This window comes from Chelatococcus sambhunathii (assembly GCF_001418005.1).
In the GTDB taxonomy this organism is placed as follows: Bacteria; Pseudomonadota; Alphaproteobacteria; order Rhizobiales; family Beijerinckiaceae; genus Chelatococcus_A; species Chelatococcus_A sambhunathii.
In genome coordinates this window covers 55,693-74,725 of the sequence record NZ_LIOL01000015.1, presented here as the reverse complement: position 1 = coordinate 74,725, position 19,033 = coordinate 55,693, and the positions used below count along the sequence as shown (strand labels likewise).

Genomic DNA, 19,033 nt, shown 5'->3' with positions numbered 1-19,033 from the left:
GATATTGCGGCCGCCCCTGCGCCTTGAGGTGCGCCACCACCTTCTCCACCTCCTCGTCCGACACGAACGGCCCGTGCACGCGCGTGATGCGCCCGCCGCCGGCCATGTACAGCATGTCGCCCTGGCCGAGCAGCTGCTCCGCCCCCTGCTCGCCGAGGATGGTGCGGCTGTCGATCTTGGACGTCACCTGGAAGGAGATGCGCGTCGGGAAGTTGGCCTTGATGGTGCCGGTGATGACATCGACCGACGGGCGCTGGGTGGCGAGCACGACGTGGATGCCGGCGGCGCGCGCCATCTGGGCGAGGCGCTGGATGGTGCCCTCGATCTCCTTGCCCGCCACCATCATCAGGTCGGCCATCTCGTCGACGATGACGACGATGTAGGGCAGCGGCGCGAGGTCCATGACCTCGTCCTCGTAGACCGCCTCGCCGGTCTCGCGGTCGAAGCCGGTCTGCACCGTGCGCGTGATGACCTCGCCCTTCGCCCTTGCCTCGGCGATGCGGGCGTTGAAGCCGTCGATGTTGCGCACGCCGAGCTTGGACATCTTCTTGTAGCGCTCCTCCATCTCGCGCACGGCCCACTTCAAGGCGACGACCGCCTTCTTGGGGTCGGTGACGACGGGGGTGAGGAGGTGCGGGATGCCGTCGTAGATGGACAGTTCCAGCATCTTCGGGTCGACCATGATGAGGCGGCACTCCTCGGGCCTGAGGCGGTAGAGGAGGGACAGGATCATGGTGTTGATGGCGACGGACTTGCCCGAGCCGGTGGTGCCGGCGACGAGCAGGTGCGGCATGCGGGCGAGTTCGGCGATGACGGGCTCGCCGCCGATGGTCTTGCCGAGGCACAGGGCAAGCTTGAGTCTCGTCTGCTCGAAGTCCTGGGAGGCGAGGAGCTCGCGCAGGTAGACGGTCTCGCGCCTGGCGTTGGGCAGTTCGATGCCGATGGCGTTGCGGCCGGGCACGACGGCGACGCGGGCCGAGACGGCGCTCATCGAGCGGGCGATGTCGTCGGCGAGCGAGATCACCCGCGAGGACTTGGTGCCGGGCGCCGGCTCCAGCTCGTAGAGCGTCACCACCGGGCCGGGATGGGCATTGATGATCTCGCCCTTGACCCCGAAATCCTCCAGCGTGCTCTCCAAAAGTGCCGCGTTCTGCTCGATGAACTCCGGCGCATCACCCGTGCCGGTCGAGACAGGGGGCTCGGCAAGGAGCGTTATGGGCGGGAGTTCGAAGGCCTCTGCGGCAGGCGGAGGAGCGGGCTGGCGTGCGGGCGCCGGCGCGGGCGCCACTGGCGGCTTCAGCGCCGCGACGGGCGGGCGCGCGACCTCCCGCCTCACCACCCGGTTGTCGTTGCCTGGCGGGACGGCGATGGCATTGGTCGTCGGCGCTTCCGGAACGCGGACTGCCGGCGCTTGCGGCTCCGGCGCGACCGGGAGGGTCGGCTCTTCGGCAGGGCTGTCCTCGACGGCAGGTTCGGGGGTCTTTGTGGGGGCCGTCGTGAAGGCCCGCTCGATCCCCGTGCTGCCGACAAGCCGCAGGTTCACGCTATAGGCATGGCTCCACCACGCCTCGACCGAATCCGCGGATACGCCGGCCGGGGCGGTCCGCTCCCCGGGTTCCGGCTCGTCGGCTTCGTGGACCTCCGGTTCATGGTCTTCGCCCGCATGCGTCTGCGGCGCACAAGCCTCCGGCGCCGACGCGGCTTCCTGTTCACCAGCGACCGCCCGGTCGGCCGGCTTTGCCGGGAGCAGGGCGGGGTTGCAGCCGAACTCGAAGAAGGCGTGATCGGATATGGCGACGAAGGCGACGTCCTCGCGCTCTGCAGGTTCGTTGGTTCCGGCGAAAAGCGTTTCAGCCGCCAGCGGCTCCTCGATGAACGCCGCGGTCGTGGGCATTCGGCTTTCGGCGTGCGGAGCCTCCGAGCCGACCGGCGCTTCGGCCGGCCCCTGTTGTGGTGGCAGGGCCGGCAGGACGCCCTTCCATACCTGCTGGATGAGATGGTCCGGGGTGCGGCCGAACTTCACCCGCGTCGTGCCGGCCTGCGGTCCTCGCGGCTGTTCGGTGGCGATCGCCGCTTCTGCCGCGATCGCCGCTTCCATCTGGCGCAGCTTGTCGGGGGTGCGCGCATAGCGGACATGGGTTGGCAACACGATTGTCGCCGGATGCGGCATCAGCTTGGGCGCCGTCACCGCGGGCTCCTCCGGGGGGCGGTTGCGCCTTAGCCGGCCTGCGGCCCTGAGCGGGTTGGGCAGGATATCTACGGCGTCCGTTTCGCTGTTTCGTGAAGGCAGTTCCCGTTTGCGCATCGACGTCCGCAGATTCTTCTGGCCACTCTGACGGGCCGATTCCTACCCGCATCACGGTTAACGGCCGCTAAAACGCCGGGTGGCAGGCGCTGCGTCATCGCTTGCAGCACAGCGCGCGAGATACTTCAGTACTTGATGACGCCAAACTGGCGGAACAGGGCGTGGATGCGGTCGGCGTAGATGTTGAAGCTCGGATAGTCGCCGAGATGGGCCGGGCGCGGGCGTGGCAGCTCCACCTTGATCTCGTCGACGATACGGCCCGGGGAGGGCGACATGACGAGCACCCGGTCGGACAGCCCGATGGCCTCCTCGAGGCTGTGGGTGATGAAGAGCACGGTCTTGCCCGTCTCCATCCACAACAGTTCGAGGTCGTGGCGGATCTGCGTGCGGGTGATGGCGTCGAGCGCTCCGAAAGGCTCGTCCATCATCAGCATGGACGGATCGTGGATCAGCGCGCGGGCGATCGACACGCGTTGGCGCATGCCACCGGAGAGCTGCTTGGGATAGCGGTCGGCGGCATGGGCAATGCCAAGCTTCTCGAACAGCTCCATCGCGCGCGCCCGCGCCGGCTCCATCGGCAGGCCGCGGATCTCGGCCTGCAGCAGCACGTTGTCGAGCGCCGTGCGGAAGTCGAGCAGCAGGTGATCCTGGAAGACGATGCCGATATCCGTCAGCGGTCTGTCGAGGCGTGCGCCGTTGACGAGGATCGCGCCCGTCGACAAGGGCTGCAGCCCGGCCGCGATGAGCATCAAGGTGCTCTTCCCGCAGCCGGACGGGCCGATGAGGCTGACGAACTCCCCCTTGCCGATGGCGAAGGAGATATCGTCGACGGCCGTGAAGCCGCCGAAGGTCTTGACGACGTTCTTCCCCTCGATGGAGGCGGCGTCGGCGGCTTTCGTCCTGTCGGCGATCGGGGCGTTCATCGTCATCATCCGCCGCGGGTTCGCGACCATCACTTGCAGGCCGGGGCGTCGGCCGGCAGGAGGGTGGTGGTGTAGTAGTCGGTGATCGGCTTGTCCTTGGGCAGGCCGAGATAGGTCGTCAGAAGCGTGTAGGTCGTCTGCCAGTTCTTCTCCGGCACCTCGCCGAGGCGCGTGGCGCCGGGCGCGCACATCAACTTGAAGACGACGTCGAACTGCTTGGTGATCTGCTCCTTGGTCACGGACGGGAACTGTTCGAGCACAGCGGCGGCCGCCTCGTCCGGGTTCTTGCGCGCCGCTTCCCAGCCGGCGAGACTCGCGGCCACGAACTTCTTGTAGAGGTCGACATTCTTCTCGATGCGGTCGTCGCGGGCGATGATCGACAGGCCGACGGTGGGCACGCCGATGTCGCGGTAGAAGAGGTCCGTCACCTCGAAACCGCGGTCGCGCATCTGGATGGACTGGTAGTCGGCCCCGCCGAGGATGGCGTCGACCTTCTTCTCGAGCACCGCGCCGACGAAGGCGCCGGGATCGATGTTGACGATGTTGACCTTCGTCTTGTCGATGTTGTTGGCGGCGAGGATGGCCTCGAGCAGCGTCGTCTGCGCCGTGCCGGGCTGAACGGCGAGAGTCTTGCCGATCAGGTCCTGCGGCCTGTTGATGCCCTTTTCCTTCAGCGAGATGATGGCGAAGCCGTTGGTCTGCAGGATGGGGGCGACGATCTTCACCGGCGCGCCCTTGGTGCGCAGTTGCATGGCGGCCGGCGCATCGGCGAAGCCGACGTCGGTCTGTCCCGTCGCCACCTGCTGTGCCGTGGTGCCGGAGCCCTTGCCCTCCTCGATGGTGAGATCGATGCCCGCCTTCTCGTAGAGCCCGAGCTTCTTGGCATACATGAAGCCGGCATTCGGCCCCGCCGCCAGGAAGTTGAGCGTCAGCTTCATCGGGGTGAGTTTCTCCTGCGCCCCGGCCCCGGTTTGCCCCATGCCCAGCGCCAGCGCGGCGGCTGCGGCGATCAGCATTGCCTTCTTCATCCTGTCCTCCCCTTCGATCGGGTCTTGCCGTTCGATCGTGTTGTGTGCCCGCCCGTCTCGTGCGGGCGGTTGGTGTGCGGGCCTCCCGGCCCCGCGTCTCAGCCCTTGCGCTGCCAGGGCATCAGCAGGCCCTCCAGCATCTCGACGGCGTAGCTGAAGAGGATGCCGATGACGCTGAGCGCGACGAGACAGGCGAAGATGAGCGGCATATCGAGGAAGCTGGTGCCGCGCAGCAGGAGATAGCCGAGCCCGGCATTGGCGCCGACGAATTCGCCGACGATGGCGCCTGTCGCCGCAAAGACGATGGAGACCTTGAGCCCGGCGAAGATGTAGCTCAGTGCCGCCGGCACACGCACATAGCGGAAGGTCTGCCAACCGCTCGCGCCCATGGACTTCGTGAGATAGAGCACCCGCTCGTCGAGGGCGCGAAAGCCGCTCATGCTGGCGACCAGCGTGGGGAAGAAACAGAGCAGGAAGGTCAGCAGCACCTTCGGAAACAGCCCGAAGCCGAACCAGACGACGAAGAGCGGCGCGATGGCGATCTTCGGCACCAGTTGGAAGAAGACGATGATCGGATAGACCGCCTTCTCGAGCAGCCGTACCGAGACGATGAGAAAGCCGAGCGGAATCGAGATCACTGTCGCCATCAGGAAGCCGAGGAGGATTTCCTTCGCCGTCACCAGCGTATGCTCGAAGATGAGCGCATGCGCCTCGACGAGCTTGGCTATGAAGGCCGATGGCACTGGCAGGATGTATTCCGGGATCTCCAGCACCGGCACTACCCACTCCCAGAGGAGGAGCAGGACGGCGAAGCTCGCGAGCGGCCAGGCCGCGGCGGCGAGCCAGCCGCGGGCACGCGCCGCAAGGCCGGGACCTTGCGCGGCGGGCAGGGCGGCATTTTGCGTGTCGGCGACCATCATCCGGCCCTCAACTGATGCGGTGGGATGTTGCGCTCGTCGGTCGGCGCGACGGCGGCCAGCCGGCGCGGCTGGCGCTTGCGCAGCGGCCACAGCTGCGCCATCTCGCGCGCGGCCTCGAGGAGCGCGGCGGCGATCGCCTCGTGCCGGTCCGCGCCGAGGCGCACGAGCGGGCCGGCGACGGAGAGCGTGCCGGCGGCCGGGGCCGTCGGGTCCTCGTCCGCCCGGAAGGCGACCGCGAGGGCCACGGTGCCGGGCTCGCCCTCCTCGACGGCGAGGGCATAGCCGCGCGCCCGCGTCTCGTCGAGGTGGCGGCGCAGTTCGTCGACGGTCTTCAGGCGTCGCGGGCCCAACGCGGTCCCGGTCTCGAAGCCGCGGGCGCAGACGATGCGCAGCGCCTCGCTCTCGGGCAGGGTGGCAAGCCAGGCCTTGCCGGTCGCCGTGGTGTGCAGCACGACCTCCTGGCCCATGTCCGGCTCATAGCGAAGCCCGGCAGTGGCGCCCTGCGCCCGCGCCACCCAGACGAGGCGCTCGCCCTCGACGACGGACAGGCGGCAGTATTCGCCGGTGCGGCGCGCCAGCCGGTCGAGCACCACCTGGCCGACATCCGGCAGGCCGCGCACATCGAGATTGCGGAAGGCGAGGATGGAGAAGTGCAGTGTGAGGCCATAGCCCTGCGTTACCGGATCCTGCGCGACATAGCCCCGCTCCACGAGGGTCGCCAGCATGCGGTGCGTCGCGCTTTTGGGCATGCCGATGCGTTCCGCGAGGACGCCGAGCTCGATCGGGTCGGGTTCTCCGGCAAGAGCCTCGATCAGGCTGAGGCAGCGATCCACGGCGGCGACGGTCATTCGGGGCCTGGGTCCCTTTAAATGGAACAATAAACCATTTTGGAATTGCGTTCCATTTTTGTTGTCTGGTAGCTATAGCGGCAGGCGGCGCGGCGAGTCAATCCGCGGCGCGGGCATGCCGAGCGCTTCATGGCGCGGGCGAGCCGACGGGGGAGGGAGAGACGATGGGCCTTGCTGGACGCGGCGCGGTCGCTATCTGGCACGACATCGCGCCGGAAGGGCGGGAAGAATTCTATGCATGGCACGGCCTCGAGCACATGCCCGAGCGCGTCGCCATCCCGGGCTTCCTGCGCGGCCGCCGCTATGTCGCCAGCGCGGCCGACCTTGAGTTCTTCAACCTCTACGAAGCGCGCGACCACGCGACCGTGACCGGGCCCGACTATGTGGCCCGGCTCAATGCGCCGACGCCATGGACGCTGAAGGCAGTGAAGCACTTCCGCTCTGTCGCCCGCTCCATATGCCGCGTGGCGGTCAGCCTCGGCCATGGCGAGGGGGGGCTCGTGGCCACCATCCGCTATGACGTCGAGGATGCATCTGCCGCGGCCCATCTCGCCGCGATGCGCGACCGGCTCTTGCCCGGCCTTGCAAGAAGGTCGGGCATCGCCGGCGTGCATCTGCTCGTCGCCGATGCCGAGGCGAGCGCCGTCGAAAATGCCGAGCGCAAGGCCCGTGCCGAGCCCAACCGCATCCCGCGCTGGATCGTGGTGATCGAGGGCTGGGGCGACGAGGCGCCCTTCGCCACCTTCTGCCAGGACCAGCTGACGCTCGATCAGCTGCTCGCGCCCGGTGTGGTCGGGGCGCCGCAACTCGGGCACTATCGGCTGCAGGCGATGTGCCAGCGTCCGCTCGCGGGAGAGGGCACATGAACCGTTACGACCTTGCCGGCCGCACGGCCATCGTCACCGGCGGGGCCGGCGGCATCGGCCGAGCCGTCGCCTCGGCGCTCATCTCTTCGGGCGCGCGCGTCAGCCTGTGGGATCGCGACGACCGGGCGCTCGAAACGGCGGTGGCGGAACTCGGCGGCGAGCCGGACCGCCGCGTGGTCGACATCACCGATGCCGGCGCGGTCGACGAGGCCGCTCGGCAATGCCATGCGCAGTGGGGCCGCATCGACATCCTCGTCAACAACGCCGGCATCCTCGGCGAGGTGAAGCCGGTGTGGGAGAGCGATCCGGACGATTTCCGCCGCGTCCTGGAGGTCAATCTCGTCGGCGCCTATCTCGCGATGCGGGCCGTGGTCGCGCTGATGCGCGGCCAGGCCGCGCAGCCGTTGCGCGGCCATGTGGTCAATGTCGCCTCCATCCAGGGCAAGGAGGGCATGCCGCGCGCCGGCGCCTACAGCGCCTCCAAGGCGGGGCTCATCGCGTTGACGAAGAGTGTCGCAAGGGAGACGGCCGAGGAGGCGATCAGCGTCACCTGCATCACACCTGCCGCGGCGGAGACCAGCATGGCGAAGGAACTGACCAGCGAACGACGCGCCGAGATCCTCGCCCGTATTCCGATGCGCCGCTTCGTCGCTGTCGAGGAGATCGCCCGGCTGGTGCTGTGGCTTTCGTCCGACGATTGTTCCTTCTCCACCGGCGGCGTCTTCGATATCTCCGGCGGCCGCGCCAGCTATTGAGGAAAGTCATGCCGCCGGCGATGCAGCGCCACCTCGCCGCCTTTGCCGAGGCGCTTCTCGGGGCCCGCGTGGACGGCGAGCCCATCGCCTGCACGGCGTATGAACTGCCGCGCGATGCAGCCGAGGGTTATGCCGTGCAGGCGTTCGTCGCCCGCCGTCTAGGCATGGAGGTTGCCGGCTGGAAGGCGGCCCTCGCGGACGGCACGCCCGTGGCTGCGCCGTTGCTCGGGCCGCTCCTGCATTCCGGCTATCGGCTGACAGGCGACAGCGATCCCGATGCCGTCGAGGTCGAGATCGCCTTCCGGCTGGGTCGTGACCTGCCGCTCCGCACGGGTGGTTATGCGCGCGAGGACGTCGTATCAGCGGTCGATGGTGTGCTCGTCGGCATTGAGATCGTCGCGAGCCGCCTCGCCGAGGGGGCAACCGCGCCGTTCCCCGCCTTTCTCGCCGACAATCTCGGCAACGGCGGCTTCGTTGCGGGCAAACCCGTGCCACTCGCATCCATCGATGGGCTGTCGGACTTGCGCTGCCGTGTGTCGCGCGACGGCACTGTCATACACGACGCGACCGGCGGCCATCCGGCGGGCGATCCGCTGGCGCCGCTGCTCGCCTGGGCGAATGCCCAGAGCGACGCGCTGGGCGGGCTGCGGGCCGGCCAGATCGTGACCACCGGGAGCCTTGTCGGCCTTGTCCGCTGCGGGCGGTCCGGTACGCTCAGTGCGCACATCGAGGGGCTTGGCGGCATCCTTCTCCGCGCCTGATCACTTGTCGGCGCTCAGACCCTACCTTGCTCCCGGGCCGTCGCAGTGCGACAACTCCGCCCCGCCAGCCCCGGAGCCAGCGAGAGGACCATGAGCGGACGCATCGATGCCCACCATCATTTCTGGAATCCGCAGGAGGCGGACTATCCCTGGATGGCGCCCGACGCGCTCGCCCCCATCCGCCGGCCGTTCGGCCCACAGGACATGGCTCCGCTCATCGCTGCCGCCGGCATCACGCGGACGGTCCTCGTCCAGACGCGCGCCGACATCGCGGAGACGCTCAGGTTCCTCGCCCAGGCGCAGGACAATGCCTTCATAGCTGGCGTCGTCGGCTGGGTTGACCTGACGGGGCCGGACGTCGCTGGCGCTATCCGGCAGTTGCGCCAGGCGCCGGGTGGTGCCTTTCTCAAGGGTATCCGCCACCAGGCGCACGACGAGGACGATGCGGACTGGCTCGCCCGGCCGGACGTGATCGCGGGCATCGCCGCGGTCGGCCACGAGGGTCTCGCCTATGATCTTCTGGTGCGCGAGCGCGAACTACCCGCTGCGATCCGCTGCGTCGACGCCAACCCCGACGTGCGCTTCGTGCTCGACCATATGGCCAAGCCGCGCATCGCCGAGGGCGCGATGGAGCCGTGGAGCGCGCTGATGACCGAGCTGGCGGCGCGCCCCAACGTCTGGTGCAAGGTTTCCGGCCTCGTGACCGAGGCGGATTGGGACGGCTGGACGCCGCAGGACCTTGCGCCCTATGTCGCGCGCGCCATCGCCCTCTTCGGCTCCGAGCGCCTCATCTTCGGTTCCGACTGGCCGGTCTGCCTGCTCGCCGCCGATTATGCCCGCGTGGTGCTCACGGCCGAGGAACTGCTCGCGCCGCTCGGCGAGTACGGGCACACGCGGGTCTTCGGCGGCAATGCCGCGCAGGTCTACCAGCTGGCGCGATGACGCGGGCAGCGAACGTCCTCGCCGCTGCCGTCAGTCCTCCTCTCGGAAGAGGGTGGTGAGGGGATATTCGGTGCGAACCAGGGGTGATTTCAGCACGATGTAGCTGAAGTAGTTGGCAATGCCGACGTTACGCTCGATGATTCGGTCCATCACCTCCTGGTAGTGCAGCACGCCGCGGGTGATGAACCGAACGAGATAGTCGTAGCCGCCGCTGACGAGATGGCATTCCATCACCTCGTCGACCGTGCGGATGAAGGATTCGAAGCGCACGAAATCCTCCCGCCGGTGGTCGTGCAACGTCATCTCCGTGAAGACCATGACCGTCTGGCCGAGCTTCGCGAGATTGATTGTGGCGCCGTAGGCTGCGATGTAGCGTGCCGCCTCGAGCCGCTTCACCCGCTGCAGGCACGGGCTCGGCGACAGCCCGACCGCCTCGGCCAGCGCAACATTGGTCATGCGTCCGTTCTTCTGCAGCTCAACGAGGATGTTGAGGTCGATGCGGTCGAGCTTCGGGGCGCCGGTCATCGGCTCGTGGTCTCCGGAAAAGCGCGGTGCTCAGCCGCGCAGGGCGTCCTGATGGGCCTTTGCCATTTCGGCCATGCTGGCGAAATGGAAATCGTAGCGGGCGTCGCCGTCCGGCGGCATCGTCGCGCCCCAGCCGCCCTCGTTGCGCCGCCGGTCGATCCAGGCCGAGGCGAGGCCGACGGTCTTGGCCGGCACATGGTCGTGGAAGAGGCTCTGGGCCGTGTGCAGGATATCCGCCTTGCCGTAGCCGAGGCCGGCGAGCTGTTCCAGCATATAGGTGAAGTTGCGGGGGTTCGGTTTGTACGAGCCAATGTCCTGCGCCGTATAGACGGCGTCGAAGGTAACGCCCAGCTTCTCGTTGCTGGGCGCAAAGCTGGCGTGATCGACGTTGGAGAGGATGACGAGCTTGTAGAATTTCTGCAGGTACTGGAGGGCCGAGGCCGAATCCGGGAAGGCCGGCCAGTCGCCGACGGAAAGGCCGAAGCGCCGGTCATCCTCGGCGCTCGCAGCGATGCCCCATTCGTCCGCGATCCGGCGATGCACGCGGGCGAGAAGGTCGCAGTAGAGCATGTCGGGCGTCTCGGCCTGCTGGCTGCTCTCGTGCCGCGCAAAGGTCTCCAGCACCTCGTCACGTGGGCGGGCGCGCCCGCCCTTCTCAAGGAGCGGCTGCAGCGCCGTGTGGATGCCGCTCTCCCAATCGATCAGCGTGCCGTAGCAGTCGAAGGTCAGCACCTTGAAGTCGGTCAGTTTCATGGAACACTCCATTTCTCGCCCGCCACTGCGAGCCTCGCGAAGGCGGTAAATGAAGGTTAGAGGCGTGAGCCGGCGCAGGCCCTCCGCCGGCCAGCCATCTCTTTGGCAGGATGTGCCGAAGCTCGACCCGAATTGGCATCAACTGCTGCGTCGTCCATTATCCGCTCACGCCGCATCGCGGCTGGCGGGGGACATGGCGCTTCGCGCACAGTCGGCGAGGCGCGCGAGCGCCGCGGGCACATGGACGTCGCGCCGCCGCACGAGCACGGTGATGGCGCGGGCGCTGCCGCTGGGCACGGGGTGCGTCGCAATCCGTCCCGCGGCGCGCGCTGACTCCACCACGGCGCGCGGCAGGAGGCTGATGCCGACCCCGGCCGCAACGCAGCCGATGATGCCGTCGAGCGTGCCGAACTCGAGATGGCGGACCTCGCCGCTGCCGGCCGTGGCGATGAGCGCCTCGAAGCGCCGTCGATAGCTGCAGCCGGCGCGGAAGACGATGAGCTTTGCCTGTTCGGCCGCAGGCGCGGCGCCGGGGGAGGCAGAGAGCCAGCGGGGCGGACCCAGCCAGGGGGCGGTGACGAGGACGAGTTCCTCCTCCACCATCGGCTCCGCCACGAGCGCCGCATGGGTCACGGGCCCGACGACGAAGGCGGCGGCGAGGTCGCCGTCGAGCACCTTGCCGATCAGGGCCTCGCTGGTCCCGGTCTCCACATGCAGGTCGACCCGCGGGCAGGCGCGGGCGAAGGCGGCAAGGACGGACGGGAGGCGCAGCGCCGCCGTGGTCTCCAGCGAGCCGATGCGCAGCGCGCCGGAAGGGTCGGCGCCGTCGTCGCGCACCGCCTCGCGCGCTTCCGCGAGCAGCTGGCCGACGCGCAGGGCATAGGGCATGAGGCGCTCGCCCGCCGCTGTCAGGCGTACGCCGCGGCTGTGCCGCGTAAACAGCGCCTCGCCGATCTCCGCCTCAAGGGCGCGGATGCGGGCCGTGACGTTGGACTGGACCGTGTTGAGCGCCGCCGCAGCGCGCCCGATGCTGCCATGCCGGGCTGCGGCGAGGAAGAAGGCGAGATCGCTGCTGTTCATGACGGCCGACCCAAGGCATCTCCTCGCAAGATGCCTTGCAGTTCAATCCATCACACGGCAGGCGTCAATCGCGCTCAGGCTTCGCCGCTGGCGCGTGCCAGGGCCAGGCGGTCCCGCCGGCGCACCCGCACGATCACCTCGACGTCGCGCAGCTCGAAATGCGCGGGCACGTTCGGCACCACCCGCACGTCGAGCTCGCCGGGCGGGATGTCGACCAGCACCTGCTCGTCCTCGATGAAGTAATGGTGATGATCGGTGACATTGGTGTCGAAATAGCTCTTGGTGCCGTCGAGGGCGAGCTGCTTGAGGAGCCCCGCTTCCGTGAACTGGTGCAGCGTGTTGTAGACCGTGGCGAGCGACACGGCCGCCTTGGCGCGGGTCGCCTCCTCGTAGAGCATCTCGGCGGAGACGTGGCGGTGGCCTTTGGCAAAGAGCAGCCAGCCCAGCATCAGGCGCTGGCGCGTGGGCCTGAGGCCGACCTTGCGCAGGCGCTCGCGCATGTCGTGGAACGCGCAGCCCGCCATGGGCGAACGCGGGGCACGGTCGAGCATGGCGCGCAGGTTGATGTCGCCGGCCGTGCCGCGATCACCGAACATCCGCTGCTGGTCCGCCATGACGCTACCTCCCATGCAATTCCGGAAACACTCAATTTCGCCGATACCGGCCGATGAAAGCTCCATACTAGAACATGTTTCGCCAAGTCAAACACCGAATATCGGGCGCTTTGGCATAGTCATTTAATTTTTTAATCATTCTAAATTAAATAGAGCGGCCTTGTCCTTGCAATAACGATGAGATTGCCACTGGCAGGTTCGAGCCTGCGGTTGGTGCCGTGCCGCAGCCGCCGGTGACGCATGTCGTCAGCCTGCAGGCGTGATGCGCGCGGCGCAGAACTTGAACTCGGGAATCTTGCCGAAGGGGTCGAGCTGCGGGTTGGTGAGGACGTTCGCCGGCGCTTCGCCGTAGCAGAAGGGGATGAAAATCATGCCTTCCGCGACCTGCCGGTCGGCCATCAGGCGCAGGGTGATCGTGCCGCGCCGGGTCTCGACGCGCACCATCTCGCCGGCCGCGAGGCCGCGTCGGCCGATCTCGCCTGGATGCATGGCGACCATCGCCTCCGGCTCGATGGCGTCGAGCACGCTCGAGCGGCGGGACATGGAGCCGGTGTGCCAGTGCTCGAGGAGCCGCCCCGTCGTCAGTACGAGGGGGAACTCGGCATCCGGCAGTTCGTCGGGCGGGGACAGGTCCGCCGGTACGAGCCGCGCCCGCCCATCCTTCGTCGGATAGCCCTGTGCGAAGAGGATCTCCGTCCCCGGCGCATCGTCGGCCGGCGCCGGATAGGTCACCGAGCCTTCGCGCTCGACGCGCTCCCAGGAGATGTGGGCGAGCGACGGCATCACCGAGCGCATCTCTTCGTAGACCTCGCCGACATCGGCATAGGTCCAGCCGAGGCCGAGGCGGTTGGCGATCTCGATGATGAGCGCGACGTCCTGCCGCGCCTTGCCCGGCAGCGGCACGGCGGGCCGGCCGAGCTGTACCTGCCGGTTGGTATTGGTGTAGGTGCCGAGCTTTTCGGCGTGGGCCGAGGCCGGCAGCACGACGTCGGCGTGCCAGGCGGTCTCCGTGAGGAAGATGTCCTGCACCACGAGGTGCTCGAGCCTGGCCAGCGCTTCACGCGCGTGGATCTGGTCCGGGTCCGACATCGCCGGGTTCTCGCCCATGATGTACATGGCCCGGATGCTGCCCTCGTGGATCGCGTCGATGATCTCGACAACGGTGAGCCCGCGCACCGGGTCGAGCGGCCGGCCCCACAGGTCCTCGAAGCGGGCCCGGATATCGTCGTCCGCCACGCTCTGATAGTCGGGGAAGACCATCGGGATGAGCCCGGCATCGGAGGCGCCCTGCACGTTGTTCTGCCCGCGCAGGGGGTGAAGGCCCGTGCCCGGCCGCCCGATCTGGCCGGTGATGAGGGCGAGCGCGATGAGGCAGCGCGAATTGTCCGTGCCGTGCACGTGCTGCGACACGCCCATGCCCCAGAAGATGATCGAGCGCTCGGCGCGCGCATAGGTTCGCGCCACGGTGCGGATGGTTTCGGCCGGGATGCCGCAGACCGGCTCTATCGCCTCGGGCGTGAAGGCGGCGACCTTCTCCCGGAGCGCCGTGAAACCGTCCACGTGGCCCTGGATGTATTGCTCGTCGTAGAGCCTTTCGTCGATGATCACGTTGAGCATCGCGTTGAGCAGCGCGACGTCGGTGCCCGGCTTGAAGCGCAGGGCGTGCGTCGCATGGCGCATCAGGTCCTGCCCGCGCGGGTCGGCGACGATCAGCGTCGCCCCGCCCTTCGCCGCCTGCTTGAAATAGGTGGCGGCGACGGGATGGTTCTGGGCCGGCCGCGCGCCGATGACGAGGATGCAGTCGGCCTCCAGCGCTGCATTGAACGGCGCCGAGACGGCGGCGGAACCGACGCCCTCCATCAGCGCCGCGACGGAGGAGGCGTGGCACAGCCGCGTGCAATGGTCGACATTGTTGGTGCCGAAGCCCTGCCGCACCAGCTTCTGGAAGAGATAGGCCTCCTCGTTGGAGCCCTTGGCCGAGCCGAAGCCGGCGAGAGCGCCCGGCCCGTGCGCATCGAGAATGCGCTTCAATCCGCCGGCCGCGCGGTCGAGCGCCTCCTCCCAGGTCGCCTCGCGGAAGACCGTCCACGGGTTCGCGGGATCGACGGTGATGTCGCCGCGCTTCGGCGCATCCTCGCGCCGCACCAGGGGCACCGTGAGCCGATGCGGATGGCGGATGTAGTCGTGGCCGAAGCGGCCCTTGACGCACAGGCGGTTCTCGTTGGCCGGGCCGTTGCGCCCGTCCACTTGCACGATGGTGTCGTCCTTCACGGCAACGCGCGTCAGGCAGCCGACGCCGCACCACGGGCAGACGCTGTCGACATGCCGATCCGCCACCACCGTGCGTTGCCGCGCCGCCGCGTCCATCAGCGATTTTTCGAAGAGCGCGCCCGTCGGGCAGGCCTGCACGCATTCCCCGCAGGCGACGCAGGTGGAGGCGCCCATCGGCGCGGCGATGTCGAAGACCGGGCGCGTGTCGAGCCCGCGGAAGGCCATGCCGATGACGTCGTTGACCTGCACCTCGCGGCAGGCGCGTGCGCACAGCCCGCAAGCGATGCAGGCATCGAGATTGACGGCGATGGCCACATGGCTCGTATCGTGCGGGGGCTGAGCGAGAAGGGCGTGGCCAGCTTGGGCCGTGCCGTCATGAGAGGAAGTGCGCCCGTTCGCGAAGCGGCTCGCCGTGACGCCGACGTGCTCCGCCCATTGCCAGAACGGGGCATCCGGATCCGGCGCCGCCTCGCGCGCGGGCAGGTCAGCAAGGAGCAGCTCGAAGACCATGGCGCGGGCCTTCTCGGTCCGGTGCGAGGCCGAGTGCACCACCATGCCCGGCGTTGGCTTGCGGATGCAGGAGGCGGCGAGCACGCGTTCCCCCTCGATCTCCACCATGCAGGCGCGGCAGTTGCCGTCCGGCCGGTAGCCCGGCTCGGGCAGGTGGCAGAGGTGGGGAATGTCGGTGCCGGCGCGCCTTGCCGCCTGCCACAGGGTCTCACCGGGCAGGGCCGTGATCTCGCGCCCGTCGAGCGTGAAGCGGATGAGGTCCTCCGTCTCGCTCATCGTGCCCCTCCTGCTCCCGCTGCCGTGCCGTTGAAGAAGGCGAGGATCGAACGCACAGGATTGGGCGCCGCCTGGCCGAGGCCGCAGATGGAGGCGTCACGCATCGCGGTGGAGAGATCCTCCATCAGGTCGCGGTCCCACGCGTCGGCTTCCATCAGGCGCACCATCTTGTCGGTCCCGGCGCGGCAGGGCGTGCACTGGCCGCAGCTCTCGGCACGGAAGAAGCGCATGAGATTGAGCGCGACGGCCCTGAGGTCGTCCTTGTCGGAAAGAACGATGACGGCATGGCTGCCGATGAAGGCACCGTGCGGATCGAGCGAACCGAAGTCGAGCGGCACGTCGGCGAGAGAGGCCGGCAGGATGCCGCCGGAGGCGCCGCCGGGCAGATAGGCGCCGAAAGCGTGTCCCTCGGCCATGCCGCCGCAGAACTCGTCGATCAATTCGCGCGCCGTGATGCCCGCCGGCGCGACCTTGACGCCCGGCTCGCGCACGCGGCCGGAGACGGAGAAGGAGCGCAGGCCCTTGTGCCCGCGCCGACCCTCGGCGGTGAACCAGTCGGCGCCGCGCGACAGGATGTCGGGGATCCAGGCGAGCGTCTCGACATTGTGGTTGAGCGTCGGGCGGCCGAAGAGGCCGACCTCGGCGATATAGGGCGGCCGGTGACGCGGCAGGCCGCGCTTGCCTTCGATCGACTCGATCATCGCCGATTCCTCGCCGCAGATGTAGGCGCCGGCGCCGCGCCTCAGTTCGATGAATCCGGGGGCGACGAGCCCCGCGCCTTCGAGCGCCGCGATCTCGCGCCTCAGGATCTCGCGCACGGCCGGATATTCGTCGCGCAGGTAGATGTAGATGCGCTCCACCGCCACCGCCCAGGCGGCGATCAGCATGCCCTCCAGCATGCGGTGCGGCGTGCGCTCCAGCCACCAGCGGTCCTTGAAGGTGCCGGGCTCGCCCTCGTCGGCATTCACCGTCATCAGCCGCGGCGCCGGTTGCGCCGCCACGGCCGCCCACTTGCGCCCGGCCGGGAAGCCCGCGCCACCGAGCCCGCGCAGGCCGGCGTCCGACAGCGCGGCGATCGTCTCCTCGCGGCTTTTCGCCCCGCTCTGGCAGGAGACGAAGGCGCGGTAGCCGCCGGCCTCCAGACAGGCGCTCAGCGTCTCGTACTCCGGCAACTGCGCAACCGTCGCTCCTTCGGCGGCGAGAGCGGCAATCGTCTCGACCGTGGCGTGATCGACCGCCCGCTGCCCCACCTGCGCGGCGGGCGCCGCGGCGCAGCGGCCGATACAGGGCCCGCGCACGACGCGCACTTCACGCGGATCGACCGTGCCGATGAGCGCCGCGACGAGGGCCTCGGCACCGGCCAGCATGCAAGAGATGCTGTCGCAGACGCGCACGGTGACCGGCGGCAGGTCCGGCGCGTCGTCGGCGATGACGTCGAAATGGTGATAGAAGCTCGCGACCTCGAAGACCTCGGCCTGGGCGAGGCCCATGGCGGCGGCGAGCGCATGGAGGTGGCGCGGGCGCAGCGCGCCGAAACGGTCCTGCAGGAGATGCAGATATTCGATCAGCCGGTCGCGCCTGAGCGGCGTCTCCATGATGACGGCGCGCACCTCGTCGAGCGCGGCCTCGTCAAGCGGACGGCCCTTGCCGACACGTGCCCGTCCCTTGCCGCGGGGCCTCGCCATCACCGCGTCGTCGTCGCTCATTCCCTGTCGCTCTCCGCCGTCCGGGTCGCAGGCCGGATCGCTTTTCTGATGCGATTCCAAACTGGTAGCACGCCGCCGGGGCGAGATCACGATTTCTTGCGGGAGCGGCGACTGATGCTGCCGGGAAGTGCAGGTCTTACCGCCATGCTCGCGCCTACACGGCCGTCCGGCTGGCGCGGATGAAAACGGAAAGGGGCCGCAGCCTCCCCGCCCGTCATGGCCGCGCTTGTCGCGGCCATCCACGCCTTCCGGCAGCGCGCAGGCGTGGGTGGCATGGATGCCCGCGACAAGCGCGGGCATGACGGCGGAGACGGCCGGAAGACCATGTCAGCGCCGTGTGTCCTGTCACGCCCCGAATGGCGACGGCATCCGTTTCACACGCGAGATCGACGCGTTGAAGCCAAGCGGTCGAACCTCGACCGAGCAGCCATGCGCTTGTCGCAGGCATCCGCGCCCACGCCCGTTCTTCCGACAGCCGGGGCTTGCGGTCCGCCGGCGCGCGATCATAAATGCCGGCTCAGGAACCGGGCTGGGGGACGTCGGGCAGGGCCCATGCAGATACGTGTTCTCGACGGCCTTGACCCTGTGGATTCGGCGGCGCGCCTTGCGCCGCTCGGTCACCTGACTTTCCTTGACAGCGCCCGTGACGGCGGCCTTGGCCGTTACGCCTATGTGGCCGCCGATCCGTTCGGCATCTTCTCGGTGCGCGACGGGCGCTGCCTCTGGGATGGGAAGCGGCTCGACGAACCGTTCGTCCCGGCGCTGAAGGCGCGCCTTGCCGCCTTCCGGCAGGAGAGGCTGGCGGACCTGCCGCCCTTCCAGGGCGGGGCGGCCGGCTTTCTCGCCTACGATCTCGCGCGCGCCTTCGAGAGGCTGCCCCCGCCGGCGGCCGGGGCCGGCGCGGTGCCCGAGGCGGTGCTGCCCTTCTACGACGTCGTCCTTGCCTTCGACCTCGCCGCCCCCCGCGCCTTCCTCGTCTCCACCGGCTGGCCCGAGACCGACCCCGCCTTGCGTGAGCGGCGCGCCGGGCAGCGGGCGGAGACGTTTCTCGACCGGCTGCGGCAGCCGGCGCCGCCGACGCGCGGCAATCCGGCGATCGCCTCCGATGCCTGGGTCGCGGACTTCCCGCGTGACGACTATCTTGCGCTCGTGCGCCGCACCATCGACTACATCCTGGCGGGCGATATCTTCCAGGCTTGCCTCGCCCAGCGCTTCGAGGCCCCTTTGCCGCCGGGCTTCGACGGCTGGGCCTTCTACCGGCGGCTGCGCTCGGTCAATGCGGCGCCGTTCGGCGCCTGGCTCGACCACGGTGAGGTCAAGGTCGCCTCCTCGTCGCCGGAACGGTTTCTGCGGCTCGACCGAGGCCACGTCGAGACGCGGCCGATCAAGGGCACCGCACCGCGCAGCGCCGACCCGCAGGAGGATGCCGCCCTCGCAGCCGCTCTCGCCGTTTCCGAGAAGGACCGGGCCGAGAACCTGATGATCGTCGATCTTCTGCGCAACGACCTCTCGCGCGTCTGCCGGCCGGGCAGCGTACTGGAGCCGGCGCTGTGTGCGCTGGAGAGCTACGCCAACGTGCATCACCTCGTCTCGACCGTGACGGGCGAGCTCGAGGCCGGGCGCGATGCCGTCGATCTCATCGCCGCGACCTTCCCGGGCGGGTCCATCTCCGGCGCGCCGAAGATCCGCGCCATGGAGATCATCGCCGAGCTCGAGCGCAACGCTCGCGGCGTCTTCTGCGGCGCCATCGGCTTCATCGGCTTTTCCGGCGACATGGACCTTAACATCGCCATCCGTACGGTGACGCTTGCCGGCGGCAAGGCCGTGGTGCAGGCCGGCGGCGGCATCACCATGCTCTCCGACCCGCCGGCCGAACATGAGGAGACGATGGTGAAGGCCCGTCGTATCTTCGAGGCCTTCGCCGGTTCGGCAACGGGCGAGGCGGCGTGA

Annotated in this window: 16 protein-coding genes; 5 read left to right on the top strand and 11 right to left on the bottom strand. The window is 68.8% G+C overall.

Annotated features, from left to right (window positions below; translation table 11 throughout):
* The 5 genes from ASC46_RS21770 to ASC46_RS19315 form a co-directional block, all read right to left on the bottom strand.
* The coding region (locus tag ASC46_RS21770) for a DNA translocase FtsK (protein WP_425349170.1) at positions 1–2,188 on the bottom strand (2,188 nt) is incomplete at its 3' end.
* A gap of 242 nt (positions 2,189–2,430) precedes the next feature.
* Positions 2,431–3,228 carry an ABC transporter ATP-binding protein gene (locus tag ASC46_RS19330; protein WP_055460930.1) on the bottom strand — a complete coding sequence of 266 codons (798 nt, stop codon included), beginning with the start codon at positions 3,226–3,228 and terminating at the stop codon, positions 2,431–2,433.
* A 29-nt stretch (positions 3,229–3,257) separates the two neighbouring features.
* On the bottom strand, positions 3,258–4,256 hold the full coding sequence (locus ASC46_RS19325) for an ABC transporter substrate-binding protein (protein WP_055460921.1): 999 nt from the start codon (positions 4,254–4,256) through the stop codon (positions 3,258–3,260).
* Positions 4,257–4,354: 98 nt separating this feature from the next.
* Complete coding sequence (locus ASC46_RS19320) at positions 4,355–5,176, bottom strand: ABC transporter permease (RefSeq protein ID WP_055460920.1); 822 nt, start codon at positions 5,174–5,176, stop codon at positions 4,355–4,357.
* Complete coding sequence (locus ASC46_RS19315) at positions 5,173–6,024, bottom strand: IclR family transcriptional regulator (protein ID WP_055460919.1); 852 nt, start codon at positions 6,022–6,024, stop codon at positions 5,173–5,175. Before ASC46_RS19315 ends, ASC46_RS19320 begins: the two co-directional genes overlap by 4 nt.
* A 164-nt stretch (positions 6,025–6,188) precedes the next feature.
* Here ASC46_RS19315 and ASC46_RS19310 point away from each other — a divergent pair, with 164 nt between their 5' ends.
* The 4 genes from ASC46_RS19310 to ASC46_RS19295 all read left to right on the top strand — a co-directional run bounded on the left by ASC46_RS19310 (position 6,189) and on the right by ASC46_RS19295 (position 9,348).
* Entirely contained in the window at positions 6,189–6,890 is a 702-nt protein-coding gene (locus tag ASC46_RS19310; RefSeq protein ID WP_055460918.1) for a hypothetical protein, read from the top strand.
* Positions 6,887–7,645, top strand: a complete 759-nt coding sequence (locus ASC46_RS19305; protein ID WP_055460917.1) for an SDR family NAD(P)-dependent oxidoreductase — start codon at positions 6,887–6,889, stop codon at positions 7,643–7,645. The genes ASC46_RS19310 and ASC46_RS19305 overlap by 4 nt, the downstream gene beginning before the upstream one ends.
* 8 nt (positions 7,646–7,653) lie before the next feature.
* The gene (locus ASC46_RS19300) at positions 7,654–8,406 is read left to right on the top strand and encodes a 2-keto-4-pentenoate hydratase (RefSeq protein ID WP_055460916.1); all 753 of its coding nucleotides are present in this window, start codon (positions 7,654–7,656) and stop codon (positions 8,404–8,406) included.
* Between the two features lie 90 nt (positions 8,407–8,496).
* Complete coding sequence (locus tag ASC46_RS19295; protein ID WP_055460915.1) at positions 8,497–9,348, top strand: amidohydrolase family protein; 852 nt, start codon at positions 8,497–8,499, stop codon at positions 9,346–9,348.
* A gap of 30 nt (positions 9,349–9,378) precedes the next feature.
* On the opposite strand, the gene ASC46_RS19290 is transcribed toward ASC46_RS19295, so the two are convergent.
* The 6 genes from ASC46_RS19290 to ASC46_RS19265 form a co-directional block, all read right to left on the bottom strand.
* Positions 9,379–9,873, bottom strand: a complete 495-nt coding sequence (locus tag ASC46_RS19290; protein ID WP_055460914.1) for an Lrp/AsnC family transcriptional regulator — start codon at positions 9,871–9,873, stop codon at positions 9,379–9,381.
* Positions 9,874–9,903: 30 nt separating this feature from the next.
* Positions 9,904–10,626, bottom strand: coding sequence for a haloacid dehalogenase type II (locus ASC46_RS19285; RefSeq protein WP_055460913.1), 723 nt, complete (start codon positions 10,624–10,626; stop codon positions 9,904–9,906).
* Between the two features lie 165 nt (positions 10,627–10,791).
* Positions 10,792–11,706, bottom strand: coding sequence for a LysR family transcriptional regulator (locus ASC46_RS19280; protein WP_055460912.1), 915 nt, complete (start codon positions 11,704–11,706; stop codon positions 10,792–10,794).
* A gap of 74 nt (positions 11,707–11,780) precedes the next feature.
* Positions 11,781–12,257, bottom strand: coding sequence for an iron response transcriptional regulator IrrA (irrA, locus tag ASC46_RS19275; protein WP_276200535.1), 477 nt, complete (start codon positions 12,255–12,257; stop codon positions 11,781–11,783).
* 309 nt (positions 12,258–12,566) lie between these two features.
* On the bottom strand, positions 12,567–15,377 hold the full coding sequence (gene fdhF / locus ASC46_RS19270) for a formate dehydrogenase subunit alpha (protein ID WP_055460911.1): 2,811 nt from the start codon (positions 15,375–15,377) through the stop codon (positions 12,567–12,569).
* Positions 15,374–17,083, bottom strand: coding sequence for an NADH-ubiquinone oxidoreductase-F iron-sulfur binding region domain-containing protein (locus ASC46_RS19265; RefSeq protein ID WP_082464913.1), 1,710 nt, complete (start codon positions 17,081–17,083; stop codon positions 15,374–15,376). Before ASC46_RS19265 ends, fdhF begins: the two co-directional genes overlap by 4 nt.
* Positions 17,084–17,635: 552 nt before the next feature.
* On the opposite strand from ASC46_RS19265, the gene pabB reads away from it, so the two are divergent.
* Positions 17,636–19,033, top strand: coding sequence for an aminodeoxychorismate synthase component I (gene pabB / locus ASC46_RS19260; protein ID WP_055460910.1), 1,398 nt, complete (start codon positions 17,636–17,638; stop codon positions 19,031–19,033).

What these genes read in the sequence shown, in the direction of transcription:
- ASC46_RS19330 (WP_055460930.1), bottom strand. Translation starts at nt 3,228, where the DNA reads ATGAACGCCCCGATCGCCGACAGGACGAAAGCCGCCGACGCCGCCTCC.
- ASC46_RS19325 (WP_055460921.1), bottom strand. Translation starts at nt 4,256, where the DNA reads ATGAAGAAGGCAATGCTGATCGCCGCAGCCGCCGCGCTGGCGCTGGGC.
- ASC46_RS19320 (WP_055460920.1), bottom strand. Translation starts at nt 5,176, where the DNA reads ATGATGGTCGCCGACACGCAAAATGCCGCCCTGCCCGCCGCGCAAGGT.
- ASC46_RS19315 (WP_055460919.1), bottom strand. Translation starts at nt 6,024, where the DNA reads ATGACCGTCGCCGCCGTGGATCGCTGCCTCAGCCTGATCGAGGCTCTT.
- ASC46_RS19310 (WP_055460918.1), top strand. Translation starts at nt 6,189, where the DNA reads ATGGGCCTTGCTGGACGCGGCGCGGTCGCTATCTGGCACGACATCGCG.
- ASC46_RS19305 (WP_055460917.1), top strand. Translation starts at nt 6,887, where the DNA reads ATGAACCGTTACGACCTTGCCGGCCGCACGGCCATCGTCACCGGCGGG.
- ASC46_RS19300 (WP_055460916.1), top strand. Translation starts at nt 7,654, where the DNA reads ATGCCGCCGGCGATGCAGCGCCACCTCGCCGCCTTTGCCGAGGCGCTT.
- ASC46_RS19295 (WP_055460915.1), top strand. Translation starts at nt 8,497, where the DNA reads ATGAGCGGACGCATCGATGCCCACCATCATTTCTGGAATCCGCAGGAG.
- ASC46_RS19290 (WP_055460914.1), bottom strand. Translation starts at nt 9,873, where the DNA reads ATGACCGGCGCCCCGAAGCTCGACCGCATCGACCTCAACATCCTCGTT.
- ASC46_RS19285 (WP_055460913.1), bottom strand. Translation starts at nt 10,626, where the DNA reads ATGAAACTGACCGACTTCAAGGTGCTGACCTTCGACTGCTACGGCACG.
- ASC46_RS19280 (WP_055460912.1), bottom strand. Translation starts at nt 11,706, where the DNA reads ATGAACAGCAGCGATCTCGCCTTCTTCCTCGCCGCAGCCCGGCATGGC.
- irrA (WP_276200535.1), bottom strand. Translation starts at nt 12,257, where the DNA reads ATGCTCGACCGTGCCCCGCGTTCGCCCATGGCGGGCTGCGCGTTCCAC.
- fdhF (WP_055460911.1), bottom strand. Translation starts at nt 15,377, where the DNA reads ATGAGCGAGACGGAGGACCTCATCCGCTTCACGCTCGACGGGCGCGAG.
- ASC46_RS19265 (WP_082464913.1), bottom strand. Translation starts at nt 17,083, where the DNA reads ATGAGCGACGACGACGCGGTGATGGCGAGGCCCCGCGGCAAGGGACGG.
- pabB (WP_055460910.1), top strand. Translation starts at nt 17,636, where the DNA reads ATGCAGATACGTGTTCTCGACGGCCTTGACCCTGTGGATTCGGCGGCG.